The following is a 13,840-nucleotide window of genomic DNA, read 5'->3' as shown; positions in this document are numbered from 1 at the left end:
CGATCAACCCCTCCCTACCCGCCATACCTAGCCTAGGCTGACGATGACCTCTGTCTCACATCATCTTGGCAGGTAGGGTGGGGAGGCTGTGTCGCTTCCGGCCGGAGTTCTACGACTGGCGGRGTCAAAGGCAAGCATGGCGACGAGTTCGCTTACTACGTCTGCGGTGGCCGTCATCAGGGCAGAAAGTGCAGCTTGCCGTATCTGCCCGCCCATCACGTGGAAGACAACGTTGTCCGTGGCTGGCCCCTATGGGTGCGGATGCACGAGGTTGACGCCGAAGCGGCAGAGGTCGCCCTCCAAGACAAGTTGAACCTTGGGAGCGCGGACCGCGCGGAGACCCGGCAACGGGCTGCCCGCCAGATGAAGGTCTTGGATGACCAACGGCGCAAGCTTGTCCAGATGGCCTATGCCGACGCCATCCCACTCGACCTCCTGAAGACGGAGCAAGACCGCATCGGCCGGGAGCAGCTGRCCGCCCAGCGGGCTCTTGCCCAAGCCGAAACCGAGCACGAAGACATCTCCGAGACCTTCCGTCAGGCCGTCACCCTGATGCGCCTGGGCCCTGCGATCTACCAGCAGGCCACCCCGGAGATCCGGCGGATGTTGAACCGGGCCTTTTTGGTGCGCATTGAACTTGATGTAAAAGAGACCGGCACGATGCTGGCCCAGCCCTGGGCATCCATGGAACGTGTGGTACGTCACACACGGGAGTTGCGGCTCGCGGATATGGCCGACGTGACATGTATCACAGAAGGGTCGGGACTGGGCCCATCCGAGGGCCCAGAAACGACGGACCCCGGCCATGAAGATCATGACCGGGGTTCGAGTATGAATCCTTTGGTGGAGGTGAGGGGACTCGAACCCCTGGCCTCCTCCGTGCGAGGGAGGCGCTCTACCAGGCTGAGCTACACCCCCTGGAAGCATCTGAAGCTTACAGGACCGCGTAGCCCATGTGACGACCACCCGGTTCGGATGGACCGCCACCTCCGGCCGGCCGTCAGCTGATGCTGATGCCCTCCTTGCCCCGAGCCCTCGATCGGGCGGCCGGCACGGCGACCTCCCGGGTGAGATCTGGCTGGATGCGCTCCGACAGGGCGAGGTCCGACAGGGCGAGGCCGGACCTCGCGACGGTGGCCATCAACCGGTCGAACAGGGGGGCCGCGGCGGCTGGCCGGAGCAGCCCCGCCTCATGGCCGCACCATCCCCACACCCGAGCGCCGTCGATGACGAGCTCCTGGTCCGGCTCGGTGCCTCGGGGGAAGGCCAGCCGGGCGTCGGTCGGAACATCCGGCGTGCCGAGCGGGTGGTGCGTCCACAGCTGCAGGGACTCCTCCGGGCACCACGCCTTGTCGCGGACGGCTATCTGCCATACCGCCCGTCCGGGCCGGTACAGGGCGAGCCGGATCGCCGTTCCCCGGCAACGGAACAGCAGACCGACCCCGTCGGGACGAACACCTCGTACCTCGACGGGCACCGGGGAGCYCCCCGAGCAGACGAGGTATCCCTCGCTCCGCAACCGGGCCATCCACGACTCGAAGGTCACAGCGAACGCTGCCTTCCTGATAGTTCTCGATAGCTACACAGTGATTACGTGATGATTACGCAGTAGTTGCGCTGGTCTGGGAAGCCCCATCGGGGGATCGGCCGGTCGGGACCGGACCAGCCGCCAGGACCGGACCAGCCGCCAGGGCCGGATCAGCCCGGCTGGCCCTGGCGGCGCGGCCACAGGTGACYGGGGCGGGCAGCGGGCTGGCGTGTGACGGGAGAAGACGGAGACGGCGCGACCTGGCTCATCYGGCGGAGCGCACAGCTCAGCCGGTTATCCGGGGAGCGCACACGGAGCACTCCGGTGAACGAACCGGCCGGGGCAGGACGGGAGTCCGGGAATACGGATGATCGATAGCTGCTCCCACCGGGAGCAAAAAGATCATCCGTTCAGGTCTGGCGCCGAGCTCCGAGGCCCCTCGCGCCCAGAACGGTCCCAGAATTACAGGACCGATGTGCTCGTCGCGCGTGCGGCGAGGCTCAGTGGACGCGAGGRCTGGGACAACACCGACAGCGCCCTGGACAACAGACCTCTCGCCACGCCCAGTGAGGGGTGGAGCCGGGCTGCCAACGGAGCGTCACATCTTTATTATGCACGGCAGCCCGGCCGGGCGTCGGAGCGCAAGTGGCCGCCRGAGATCGGCTCAGGCCCATGCGGACACGGTGATTCCGGCTGTCCGGAGTGCCTTGACGATCTTCATGCCGCACGCCGCACGCCGCGAACCGCACGCCGCGCGCCACGCGCCACGCGCCGCACGCCGCACGCCGTGTATCGCTCGTCTCGGGGCAGGTGCCCCGAGACGGTGTGGGTCGGTATCCCGGCGACTACCGGGGAACGACAACCACAGGACGATGTCCGGTCCGGACGGCGAGCACGAGGAGTCCGCCCGGCCGGCACGAGGAGGTTGTCGTGATCTTCGATAATCGGGAGGAGGCCGGCCGGCAGCTCGGGCAGCGGCTGGCGCATCTACGCGGCCGTGATGTCGTTGTCGCCGGGCTGCCCCGCGGGGGCATTCCCGTCGCGTTCGAGGTGGCGCGGGCGCTGGAGGCCCCGCTGGACGTCATCCTCGTCCGCAAGCTCGGTGTCCCCTTCCAGCCTGAGCTCGCGATGGGGGCCATCGCCGAGGGTGGGGTGCGGGTCGTCAACGAGGAGGCCCGGCGGCTGGCCAACGTGGGGCCGGACGAGTTCRCCGCGGTTCAGGCGCGCGAGTTGGTGGAGCTTGATCGTCGGGCCCGGCGGTTCCGGAACGGCCGGCCAAGGATCCCGCTCGCCGGGCGGACGGTGGTCGTGGTGGACGACGGGATCGCGACCGGATCGACGGCCTCTGTCGCGTGCCAGGTCGTGCGGGCCCAGGGAGCCACCCACGTGGTGCTGGCGACCCCCGTTGCCCCCCGTGACCGGATCGGCTGGCTGCGCCGGCAGGCAGACGAGGTGGTCTGCGTCCAGACGCCCGACGCCTTCTTCGGTATCGGCGAGTTCTACGCGGACTTCTCCCAGACACCGGACGAGGAGGTCGTCGACCTGCTGCGCCGGGCCGCGCTGACGATGCCGGTCGGCGGCGCGGTAGCCGACCCGTCCGGCGGCGACGTCGAGGTCGACATCCCCGTCGGTCGAGTGCGGCTCGCTGGTCGGATCACCGTGCCCGACCCGTCCCGGGGAGTGGTCGTCTTCGCCCACGGCAGCGGCAGCAGTCGGCACAGCCCACGTAACCAGTTCGTGGCCCGCGACCTCAGTGCCGCGGGGCTCGCGACCCTGCTGTTCGACCTGCTCACCCCGGACGAGGAGCGTGACCGGGCGAACGTGTTCGACATCAGGCTGCTTGCCCGGCGGCTGATCGATGTGACCGGTTGGCTGCGCGGCCAACCGGTCACGGCTACCCTCCCCATTGGTTACTTCGGCGCCAGCACCGGCGCCGCCGCGGCGCTGCGGGCCGCCGCGGAAGGGGGGTTCCCCGTCGCGGCCGTCGTGTCRCGGGGCGGCCGACCGGACCTGGCCGCGGCGCAGCTGACCGCGGTACGCGCCCCGACGTTGCTCATCGTCGGTGCGCGGGACGATCTGGTCCTCGAGCTGAACCGGCAGGCCCAGGCCCGACTGCTGGGCTGCGAGAACCGGCTGGCGATCGTCCCGGGCGCCACGCACCTGTTCGCCGAGCCGGGTGCCCTGGAGCAGGCGGCCGCGCTCGCGCGTGACTGGTTCGTCGATCACCTGGCGTTGGCCGGCCATCCCGGTCGCGCCTGACCGGGTACTGACCTGCCCTCCGCGCGACGCCGGGCGATGCGTGCCCACCCGGGCGACACTCTGGTGGTCCACCGTCACACCACCCGGCAGCCGGATCGACTCGGCGAGATCTTCGAGGTGCGCTCGGTGGCGGGGGATCCGCCGTTTGCGGTCCGCTGGTCCGGCACGGGGCACGTCAGCTTCGTCTACCCGGGTCCGGATGCCGAGATCCGTCACCGCGACGAGGAGGCATGCGGCGGGGCCGGCTGAGCGGACCGGATCAGGCCTGGTCGACGACCCGCCCCGCATCGAGGGCGAGGATGCGGTCGGCGAGAACCTCGGCGTCCGTGGGATCGTGCGTGACGATGAGCACCGGAGCCGCCAGCGTCGGTAGCACATTATGCAGGAAGGACCTGACCTCGCGGCGGGTCGCGGTGTCGAGCGCGGCGAGCGGTTCGTCGAGCAGCAGCAGTCCGGGCCCTGATGCCAGCGCCCGCGCGAGCGCCACCCGTTGCCCCTGGCCGCCGGACAGGGCATCCGGTCGCCGGTCGCCGAGATGGCCGATCCCGAACCGTTCCAGCCAGGTGTCCGCGGACGCCCGGGCGTGCCGCCGGCCCTGACCGAGGCGGGCCCGCAGGCCGAAGGCGATGTTGTCGCGGGCCCGCAGGTGTGGGAACAGCAGGTAGTCCTGGAAGACCATGCCGACCGGCCGCTGTTCGGACGGGACGAAGCGGTGCTCGGCCGGGTCGTCGAGAACCTCGCCGGCGAGGGTGATCCGGCCCTCGTCGAGCGGGAGGAGACCGGCCAGGGCCCGCAGCAGCGTGCTCTTGCCCGCCCCGCTGCGGCCGAGGACGGCGACCGTCTCCCCCCGTGCCACGCTGACCTCGACGTCGAGCACGAACTGGCCCCGTCGCACCGTCATCAGCGCGCTGAGCCCGCCTGACGCCGGATCCAGGCCGGGGGCGGAGGGCGCCGCCCGCGCCGAATCTCCGGTGACGGTGTTCACGGGATGCCCTGTGTTCACGGGATGCTCCGCTCGAGCGCATCGGGGGCGCCGTCACGCGTTCCCCGGTTGCGTAAAATTCGCCGGGTGCCGGGGAACCACCGGCCCCGCAGCGCCACCAGAACCCCGACGCAGACCGCGAGCAGTACGAGTGACAGCGCGATGGCGGTGTCCGAGTCCGTCTCCAGCGCCAGGTAGACCGCGAGCGGCGTGGTCCGGGTGGTCCCGGGGAAGTTGCCGGCGAACGTGATCGTGGCCCCGAACTCGCCGAGGGCGCGGGCCCAGCACAGCGCCGCGCCGGCGGCCACCGCCGGCGCCGTCATCGGCATGGTGACTCGGCGAAACGTCATCCACGGCCCGGCGCCGAGGGTGGCGGCGGCGTCCTCGAACCGCCGATCGGCGCTGTTCAGYGCGCCCTCGACGGACACGACGAGGAACGGCATGGCCACGAAGGTCTGCGCGATCACCACGCCGACGCTGGTGAACGGGATGGTGATGCCGAACCAGCCATCGAGGTACTGGCCGACGATGCCGCGCCGACCCAGTACCAGAAGTAGGGCCACGCCGCCGACCACTGGCGGCAGCACGAGCGGGAGGGTGACCAGGGYACGCAGCAGAGACCGGCCGGGAAAACGCGTGCGGGCCAGCAGCCAGGCCAGGGGGACACCGAACAGCAGCGACAGCACGGTCGTGGCGGTGGCCGTCTCCACCGACAGGAGGAGGGCCTGCCGGACCGCGATCTCGGTGAGCAGATCGGGCAGGGCGGACCAGGGAGCGCGGACGAGCAGGCCGACGAGCGGCAGGAGCAGGAACAGGCCAGCGATCCCGGCCGGCACCAGTAGCGCCCAGGACATCCGGCGGCGCGTTTCCCGGCGAACCGTGCGGCGTGGATGTCCGCCGGTCCGCGGGTCACCCGGCCGGGGTGCCCGATCGCGCGGGCCGAACCGGCCGCGCGGGCCGAACCGGCCGCGCGGGCCGACGGCCCGTTGCTCCGGCTGACCCCCTCGAAGGAGCGAACCGCCGCGGGTCGACACGGCGGGCAGGCCCTTCTCGCTGATCGGGGTCAACGACGCTCGGGAAGCTCGATGACGACGTTGGTCGACTTCACCGCGCCGACCGCGAGGACGCCGGCTTCCAGCCCGAGTTCGTCGGCGGCCTCCCGGCTCATGAGCGAGACCAGGCGATGCGGGCCGGCCTGGATCTCGACCTGGGCCATCACCGTGTCGCGCACCACGCGGGTGATAATCCCGGGGAAGCGGTTACGCGCGGATTCGGCGACGACCGGCGTCTGGGCGGCGGTCTGCTCGGTCGCCAGATCCTTGGCGAATCCGGCCAGGGTGCCGCCTTCGATCGCCCGGCGGCCGGCGTCGTCCAGGACGGTTGGCAGTCGGCCGCTGTCCGCCCACCGGCGGATGGTGTCGTCGCTGACACCGAGCAGCGCGGCGGCCTCGCTGATCCGGAATCTCGGCATGGGGTGATCGTACCCGCATCTTCGGGGGAGCTGCGACGCATGATCCGAAATTACGGAGAAATCACAGAGAAATATCCGCTCCTGCGGGTCGGGCGGCGAGGTGGTCGGATTGACGGGACCGTGTCCTCGACCGACCCGATGTCGGCCGGATGACCGGTTGGCGCATCACGATCCGGTCCGGCGGGGCACGATGCGGAGGTTGCCCTTCTCGGCCCGACTCGCCCCCTGCCCGACTCGCCACTCCTGGAGCACCCGTGACACCGCTCGCTTCCAAACCGACCGCCACCACGTCCTACGGTGACCCGGTCGCCGGCCCCGTGCGGATCAACGCGCGCGCGCTGCTCGTGGCGGGTGATCGGGTGCTGCTCGCCAACGAGCGTGGCCAGAAGTCGTTCCACTTGCCGGGAGGCCGGGTTGAGCCGGGGGAGACCGTGCAGGCGGCGCTGCGCCGGCTGCTGAACGAGCAGGCCGGTATCGAACTGGACTACCTGACGTTCGTGGGCGGCATCGAGAGCATCTCGATCGAACGCGGTGGGCGGACGGGGGTGCTCGACGTCGTCTTCGCCGCTGACCGGTCGTGGGGCGCCGACTTCGGGAGCAGGCTGAATGATCTCGACATCGTCTCGGTGTCCCTTGGGAGCCTGCTCGACCTGGAACTAAGGCCCGCCGACCTGCGCCGACTGGTCCCCGCCTGGCTCACTAACACCCGTCCGGCCTGGTACGGGTCGGCCAGCCGCTGACCGTAGGCGCGCATCCTCACCTTCGCACGGTTGACCTCATCTCGACTTCAGGTTCTAGCGTTCCACGCCCGCACGCCCGCACGCCCGCACGCCCGCRCGCCCGCACGCCTGCGGGTCGGAATGCGGTCGGATGCAGGAGCCAGGCGACCCCCGCCACAGCCCCGTGACAGGCCCGATCCGGTGACGAACCGCCCTGGCCCCGGATCCCCTTGGGTACATTCGCCCGGTGTTCTCTCGACGCCGACCCTGGCCGTCGCGGTCCGCATCGGGCGCTGCATCGCGCGATGGTCACCGCTGTTTCCGTCGTCACCGCCGGACGGGGTGACAACGGCATGGTCGTCATCGGGGTGACGGGTCACCGCGGGCTCTCCGGCGGGCAAGCCGAATACACGGCCGGCGAGATGCGCCGGGTGCTGGCGCCTCTCGCCGCGGCCGGGTTGACCGGGATCAGCTGCCTGGCCGAGGGAGCAGACACCATCTTCGCCGACGTGGTCCTCGAACTTGGGGGCCGGCTCATCGTCATGATACCCGCGGCCGGTTACCGGGACTTTCAACCCGCTACGCATCGGCGCAACTACGACCGGCTGCTCGGCCGCGCCACCGAGATACGCAGCCAGGACCGGGCGAAGCCCGATCTGCCCAGCCTGATGTCGGCGAGCCGCCTTCTGGTCGACGCATCCGACCGGGTTCTCGCGGTGTGGGACGGTCTGCCGGCGCGTGGCTTCGGGGGGACGGCGGACGTCGTCTCCTACGCGCGCTGGCGACGCAAACCCCTCCAGATCATCTGGCCCGACGGTGCCGTACGGGCGGGGGCGACCTCCGTCGCCGGCTCGGGCGAACGACAGCGGTAACCGGCGGAGGTCGCCGCGGGGCCTGGGCTACCGCGGGGCCAACGTCACGACGTCCACCTGCACCGGGGCGAGACTCCTCCTGGCCGGAGCCGTCGTGGCCGGTGGCCGGGTCGTTGCCGGCCGGGTCGTTGCCGGCCGGGTCGGGGGCTTGGTCGCCGTGGACGTCACGGAAGCTGCGCTGGCGGTCGTTGCCGCGCGGGTGGTCCGGCCACCGGTGGCCGGGGTGCCRGTGGTCGGGGTGCGGGTGGTCGGGGTCCTGGCCTCGATCGGCCCGGCGGCCACTCCTGCCGCCGCTGCGGACGGCCTGGTCGGCACCGGCGGGGCGGCGGCGAGAACGGGCGGTGCCTGGTGCGCAGGCGGGGAGGCCGCCGACGCCGGGCCGCCGGAGGAGCGCCCGGGCGGCGCGGACCTGCCACCCGCCGCGAGGCGCAGGGTGTTCAGAGCGAAGTCCTCCGCCGCCAGGTCGTTCTGCTGTTCCTCTTCGGTCGGGCCGAGGACGGATCCGCCGCCGGGGGCGCTGGGCCCACCTGAGCCGGGTTCGTCCACGGCGAGCTCCCCCGTGGCGGGGCTGCCTGACGCGGCGGGCCGGGGGGCGGCTGGTGTCCGCACGGGCGGGCGGCCCTCGCGGGATCCGGACCGGCCGCTGCTCGGAGTGTCCACGGTGCCGCCGTCGTCCGGCTGTGACTCGTGCAACGGAGCACGCGCACCCGTGGTCACGTCGTCGGGCGAGGAGTTGAGCCCCGCAGCGGTGGCTGCGGCGGCCACAGCGGCCACCGCGGCCACCGCGAATGCGGCGACCGGGCGCATCCGGGACCGGCGAGCACGAACGAGCGGGTCCGCCGGCAGGCGTTCCACCCGTGGCTCGGCCGCCCGCCTCGCTGATGTGGATCTCACCGATGCCGCTCGCCCGGAGTCCGCTCGCCCGGAATCCGGACGCGGGGAGGCCTCCCGGCGCTCCGGCGGTGGCAGTGTCGGGGTCGGGGGCAGTGTCGGGGTCGGGGGCAGTGTCGGGGTCGGTGGCAGTGTCGGGGGCGGTGGCAGTGTCGGGGGCGGCGGCAGTGTCGGGAGCGGCGGCAGCGCCCGGGCGGCCATCGGGTCCGGGACACTCCCGGTGGGGCTCGGTGCCCGCCGACCGGTGCTGTGCCGCCCGCCCGTGGCCGTCCTGAGGGGAGCCTTTCCGGGGGGAGCCGTCCGGGTCGGTGGTCGAGGATCGGTAGGCTCAGGCCGCGGATCCGCGCCTGTCGTCGCGGCGCCCGCCCGCCCGCCGTGAGCCGTGGCGGCCTGTCGGCCACGGCCCCACGCCGCTCGGGTCGACCGCGGCTTCGATCCGGCGAGCAGCGCCAGCAGTTCGGTGGTATCGGGCAGAGAGGCCCCATCGGCCTGTCGCACACGGGCGAGCGCTCGCCGCACCCCCTCGCCGATGGGAGCCGTGTGCTCCGACCGGTCGGCGCGGCGTCGTCCGGCCCGGGCCGCGGGTTCGACAGACCCGCTGGGCTTTCCCGTCGCGGCCAGATCGACGATCCCGGCCCACGCGACGATGTCAGCGGCGGGGCCCTCCCAGCCACCCGCCGCGGGACCGTAGCCATAGCCGGGCACATAGCCGGGGCTGCTGGGGGGAGGCCACAGGTGGCCGGAGCGCCCGGCGACGATGTGCGGCGTCCCGGGCGCCGTCCCGCCGGCCGAGCCGGCCGCGGGGGACAGCAGCAGTGGCCGCAGGGCCGCCGCGACACCCAGGTCTACCAGCCGCGGCCCGGTAACGGAGAGCACGACATCCGTTGCCGTCAGGTCGCCGAGTGCGCCGACCGTGCGGTGCGCCGCATCGATGGTCTCCAACAGGGTCCGGGCAAGGCGGTCGATCTCGTCCGAGGACAGCGGTCCGCGTTCGGTGAGCTCGCGGGCCAGGGTCGGGCCCCCGACGAACTCCGTGACCATGTAGGGCCGCTCGGCGGCGGGCGCGGCGTCGAGCACGCCGCAGGTGTGTGCCCCGGCCAGCACGCGAGCGCGGTCGATCGCCGCCGCGAACCGGGCCCGCATGTCCGCGCGCAGGGCGTCGCCCGGGTGCAGCGCGCGGACCGCGACCTGCGCGCCTCCGACCGCACGGCTCAGATAGACGATGCCGGTGATGCCGGCGTCCAGCCGACCGAGCAGCTGGTAGGGCCCGAGTGAGGTGGGCTCGCCAACGGCGAGCGGCGCGACGTGACGAGGTAGCCGAGCGGTCATGGTGATAATGCCCCGAATGCGGCTCGTGGACGGTCAGCGGCGTTTATTCTCTCCGACGGTAGCTACTCCAGTCGTGTCCGTGAAGACCGCTACGCCTCCTTCTTCGCCCTTCTTCGCATCCGCAGCGAATTCGGCATCCGCCGTGACGTCGGCGGGCACGGGGCACGAGCGCAGTGATCATCGTCGGCGGAACATCGCCCGGCTGTTCCCCGGTCGGCTACGTCCCGGCCGACCGATCATTGGTCGGTTGGCGGCTCCGGCGCGTACGCGACGGCGATCCCGTCGAGAAGCCATTTCAGCGCCTGCTCGAAGCGCGGCGCCGTGTATCCGCAGCCGAGGGCGGCGATGGCGCGCAGCCGTGGGTACTCCTTCTCGGCGGTCTGTGCGTCCTCGGCGCTCTGCGCGCGGTTGAGGACCTGGGCGTCAAGGACCTGGACGGAGAAAACCGGTTGCGCCGTCGGGACACCGGGGCGATTCTGGGCGTCGGCCGCCGGAGGCCGTCGGCGGTCGAAATCCTCTCGGTCGCCGAGTTCGCGCAGCGTGCAGCCGACCACCAGATCATTAAGCGAGTGGATGATGCGCAGCTGGTCCTGCGGATCATCGGTGATCTTCGAGGCGACGGTCAGGCACTGCTCGATGTGCCGCAGCTTGTTGGGACCGAAACCCCGGCGGATGCCGATCCGAAGGGCCCAGGGATGTTCCTGGAAGGACCGCCTCGCGCGCCGGGCGATCTGGGTGAGGCCGTCCCGCCAGTCCTCGGGAATCTCGTCCAGCAGATGCCCGGCCAGGAACGCGTCCCACATCAGGCCGGTCAGTTCGTCCTTGTCCCGGACGTGGTGGTAAAGCGTCATCGTCCCGACGCCCAGATGTGCGGCGATCCGCCGCATCGACACCGCCGCGAGCCCCTCCGCGTCGGCGATCTCCATCGCGGCCAGGGCCAGCCGTTCACCGCTCAGGGGCGTCCGGCATCCCGGTGGGGTGGACACCCGTGCCATCGGCTTCCCCGGGGGCCGCCCCGGGGCCGCACTCGGCGGCGCCGCCATCGCCACTCACCTCCTGRCAGGACGCCTCCTGGCAGGAGGCACGGGCTGCCATTTTGGCGTTGGTACATCGTACGGCGTAGGGTTGGCCCAGCGTTCGTACGGTGTACGAAGGCTGGAGCTGTACGAAGGCTGGAGCTTGGAGGTATTCGGGTGAGGGCAGATTCGGACGAGGGTGGTTCGGGTGAGGGTGGTGCCGTGGTCGGCAGGACCGCCGGTACCGGGGCGGGCGCCTCGCCGGAAGGTGGCGCACCGCCGGGCCGGCGGATTCCGGGCTGGGCCGTGCTGGCCGTCTGCTGCCTGGCCCAGTTCATGGTCGTTCTGGACATTTCGATCGTGAACGTCGCGCTGCCGTCGATGCAGACCGATCTCGGGATGACGGCGAGCGGCCTGCAGTGGGTGGTCAACGCCTATACGATCGCGTTCGCGGGTCTGCTGCTCTTCGGCGGCCGGGCGGCGGATCTGTTCGGTCGCCGCCGGGTGTTCGTGGCCGGGCTGGCGCTGTTCACCCTGGCGAGCCTCGGCGGTGGTTTTGCGCGGACCGAGGCGCAGCTCATCGTCGCCCGGGCCGTGCAGGGGCTGGGCGGGGCCGTGCTCGCCCCGGCGACGCTGACCCTGTTGATGACCTCCTTCGCCGAGGGGCGGGAGCGGACCCGGGCGTTGGGCGCGTGGGGCGCCACCGCGGCCAGCGGCGGGGCGCTTGGCGCGATCGTCGGCGGTGCGCTGACCGAGGTCGCGAACTGGCGGTGGGTGCTGTTCGTCAACGTGCCGATCGGCGTGGCGCTCCTCGTGGCCGCCCGGCTCGTGCTCGTCGAGTCGCGGGGCCAACTGAGCCGGCTGCGTGATCTCGACATTCCCGGCACGGTGACCGTCACCGGGGGTCTGGTGCTGTCGGTCTACGTCATCGTCCGCACCGAGAGTTCCTCCTGGACGTCCCCGGTCACACTCGGGATGCTGGCCGGGGCGGTAGTGCTTCTTGCCGCGTTCGTGGCCGTCGAGGTCACGACCCCCGCCCCGCTGGTGCCGCTGAGCGTCTTCCGCTACCCCGGGCTCGCCGCGGCGAACTCGGTCGCAGCCTTCCTCGGCGCCGCTATGTTCACGATCTTCTTTTTCCTTACCCTCTTCCTCCAGCAGGTTCAGGGTTACAGCCCGCTGCGCGCCGGGGTGGCCATGCTCCCGATGCCGCTCATGATCATCGTTGCCTCGCGGATTGTCACCCGGATGATCGGGCGGCTCGGTCCGCGGCCGATCATCGTGTTCGGTCTCGTGAGCGGAACGGCGGGTCTGCTCTGGATGTCGACGATCACCCGGGACGGCTCGTACTGGGTGCACGTGTTCGGCCCGGTCCTGATCGTCGGGCTGGGGGTGGGGTCTATCATGGTCGCGATGGTCGCTGCGGCCACGGCGGGCGTGCCGATGCGCCTGGCGGGCCTCGCGTCGGGTCTGATCAACACCAGCCGCCAGATCGGCGCGGCGATCGGCCTCGCCGCGGTGTCGACGATCGCGACCAGGCATACCGACGGCCGCCTCAGGCACGGGGCCGCGCGGCTTGACGCGCTGGCCTCCGGCTACTCCCTCGGGCTGTTCATCGGCGGCTGCGTCCTCGCGGTCGGGATCCTGGCCGCGCTGCTGCTGCCCCGTGTCCGGCGGCCCGAGCCGGAGCCGCCCCTCGGCGCGACGGAGAAGACCGCGTCCGGGGCCTCGGATGACGAGGACCAGGCACTCGCGGAGATCTGATCCATTTCTATCAGCCGTGCGGACATCAGATCGCGGATCCGCGCAGCAGCCCGACGAGCTCACTGCCCGCGCGTAGCTCCCCGTCCGGGCCGAAGACCTCGACGCGACCGATCGCCCGGCCGTGGCCCGCGTGCAGGGTACGCACCCGGAACAGATGCCAGTCCCGGACGTCCAGGTCGTCGTAGAAGGTCACATTCTGCGATAGGACAGCGACTGCCAGGCGCTTGGTGGGGGTCAGGCCGGTGACGGCCAGCAGGTCGGACAGCGGCAGCAACTCGCAGCTGTGCGCGATGAACGCCCTCCACAGGGACCGGTCCTCCGGCGCCTCGGGGATGYGCTGCCATTGGTCCAGCTGATGGGTGTCCGCTCGGGGAAGCACCCGAACTTCCCAGGGCATCATCGGACGGTCAAGGGGGCTGGCGTGCTGCGGGCCGAGGAAGTCGGACTCGGTGGAGCGCAGGCGCAGGAAGTCCGGCTCCGGGGAACGGAGCATCACGTCCGCCCGGCAGATCTGCAACGAGTCCTGCCGGAAGGTCAGGGCCAGGGAGTCGATCGACCGCCCGTGGGCCAGCCGCTCGACGTCGATCCAGACCGGTTGGCGGCAGTCGCCGGGGCGCATGAACACCGTTTGCAGGCTGTGCGTGATCTTGTTGGGGGTCATGCGCTCGGCGAGAACGATCTGCTGGCCGAGCAGCTGCGCCCCGAGGACGCCGCCGTGTGTGCTGGGCAGGCATCGGGCCGGCACCGGCGGAACATCCCCGCCGAGGTCGAGAACTGCCAGTAGTTCACTCAGAGTGCACTGGCCGGGCGCCGGCACCGCATCGACCTGATCCTGCGTGCTTGCCCGTTGCTTGGGGGCCTCGCCGGCTCGTGCGTCCGTTGTCTCCGCGGATTGTGTACCCACAGCGCACCCTTCCCGTGGACGCTCGCCAGGTGCGGATGCCGCGGACGCCCGCGCTGGACGCCCGCGCTGGACGTCCAGGTCGGGGGACCGCGACCGGTCGCTGCACTC

General features: G+C 71.4%; 12 protein-coding genes, 1 tRNA gene and 1 pseudogene. 5 read left to right on the top strand and 9 right to left on the bottom strand.

What is annotated here, in order from left to right:
* Nucleotides 1-249: 249 nt before the first annotated feature.
* The 3 genes from KBI5_RS21370 to KBI5_RS27175 form a co-directional block, all read right to left on the bottom strand.
* Nucleotides 250-705, bottom strand: coding sequence for a hypothetical protein (locus tag KBI5_RS21370; protein ID WP_133057101.1), 456 nt, complete (start codon nt 703-705; stop codon nt 250-252).
* A 136-nt stretch (nt 706-841) separates the two neighbouring features.
* Nucleotides 842-918: transfer RNA gene (locus KBI5_RS21365), tRNA-Ala, on the bottom strand.
* Nucleotides 919-1,000: 82 nt separating this feature from the next.
* The gene (locus KBI5_RS27175) at nt 1,001-1,528 is read right to left on the bottom strand and encodes a hypothetical protein (protein ID WP_198537868.1); all 528 of its coding nucleotides are present in this window, start codon (nt 1,526-1,528) and stop codon (nt 1,001-1,003) included.
* A gap of 930 nt (nt 1,529-2,458) precedes the next feature.
* On the opposite strand from KBI5_RS27175, the gene KBI5_RS21355 reads away from it, so the two are divergent.
* Together KBI5_RS21355 and KBI5_RS21350 are read left to right on the top strand one after the other, a co-directional pair.
* Nucleotides 2,459-3,787, top strand: a complete 1,329-nt coding sequence (locus tag KBI5_RS21355; RefSeq protein ID WP_085016249.1) for a phosphoribosyltransferase family protein — start codon at nt 2,459-2,461, stop codon at nt 3,785-3,787.
* Between the two features lie 15 nt (nt 3,788-3,802).
* Nucleotides 3,803-4,036: pseudogene (locus KBI5_RS21350) on the top strand (DUF1918 domain-containing protein); the annotation flags it as partial.
* Nucleotides 4,037-4,046: 10 nt separating this feature from the next.
* On the opposite strand, the gene KBI5_RS21345 reads toward KBI5_RS21350, so the two are convergent.
* From KBI5_RS21345 to KBI5_RS21335, 3 genes are all read right to left on the bottom strand, one after another.
* Nucleotides 4,047-4,790 (bottom strand): ATP-binding cassette domain-containing protein, encoded by a 744-nt coding sequence (locus KBI5_RS21345; protein ID WP_043590294.1) that lies wholly within the window; start codon nt 4,788-4,790, stop codon nt 4,047-4,049.
* Nucleotides 4,787-5,623 (bottom strand): ABC transporter permease, encoded by an 837-nt coding sequence (locus KBI5_RS21340; protein WP_085016251.1) that lies wholly within the window; start codon nt 5,621-5,623, stop codon nt 4,787-4,789. Before KBI5_RS21340 ends, KBI5_RS21345 begins: the two co-directional genes overlap by 4 nt.
* 209 nt (nt 5,624-5,832) lie before the next feature.
* The gene (locus tag KBI5_RS21335) at nt 5,833-6,240 is read right to left on the bottom strand and encodes a TOBE domain-containing protein (protein ID WP_011438358.1); all 408 of its coding nucleotides are present in this window, start codon (nt 6,238-6,240) and stop codon (nt 5,833-5,835) included.
* 254 nt (nt 6,241-6,494) lie between these two features.
* Between KBI5_RS21335 and KBI5_RS21330 the strand changes: the two genes are divergently transcribed.
* Nucleotides 6,495-6,980 carry an NUDIX domain-containing protein gene (locus tag KBI5_RS21330; protein WP_011438357.1) on the top strand — a complete coding sequence of 162 codons (486 nt, stop codon included), beginning with the start codon at nt 6,495-6,497 and terminating at the stop codon, nt 6,978-6,980.
* Between the two features lie 284 nt (nt 6,981-7,264).
* Nucleotides 7,265-7,831, top strand: coding sequence for a hypothetical protein (locus KBI5_RS21325; RefSeq protein WP_023840047.1), 567 nt, complete (start codon nt 7,265-7,267; stop codon nt 7,829-7,831).
* A gap of 27 nt (nt 7,832-7,858) precedes the next feature.
* On the opposite strand, the gene KBI5_RS21320 is transcribed toward KBI5_RS21325, so the two are convergent.
* A complete protein-coding gene (locus tag KBI5_RS21320; RefSeq protein ID WP_085016248.1) occupies nt 7,859-10,051 on the bottom strand; it encodes a hypothetical protein in 2,193 nt (730 codons plus the stop codon).
* Nucleotides 10,052-10,287: 236 nt separating this feature from the next.
* The gene (locus tag KBI5_RS21315; protein ID WP_232235089.1) at nt 10,288-11,046 is read right to left on the bottom strand and encodes a TetR/AcrR family transcriptional regulator; all 759 of its coding nucleotides are present in this window, start codon (nt 11,044-11,046) and stop codon (nt 10,288-10,290) included.
* A 198-nt stretch (nt 11,047-11,244) separates the two neighbouring features.
* Here KBI5_RS21315 and KBI5_RS21310 point away from each other — a divergent pair, with 198 nt between their 5' ends.
* Nucleotides 11,245-12,828, top strand: coding sequence for an MFS transporter (locus KBI5_RS21310; protein ID WP_011438353.1), 1,584 nt, complete (start codon nt 11,245-11,247; stop codon nt 12,826-12,828).
* Nucleotides 12,829-12,853: 25 nt separating this feature from the next.
* On the opposite strand, the gene KBI5_RS21305 is transcribed toward KBI5_RS21310, so the two are convergent.
* A partial coding sequence (locus tag KBI5_RS21305; RefSeq protein WP_116289984.1) for an acyl-CoA thioesterase domain-containing protein occupies nt 12,854-13,840 on the bottom strand: 987 nt, incomplete at its 5' end.

This window comes from Frankia sp. KB5 (assembly GCF_002099325.1).
Lineage (GTDB): Bacteria > Actinomycetota > Actinomycetes > Frankiales > Frankiaceae > Frankia > Frankia casuarinae.
The sequence above is the reverse complement of the archived record's forward strand: the minus strand, read 5'-3'. Positions and strand labels throughout refer to the sequence as shown.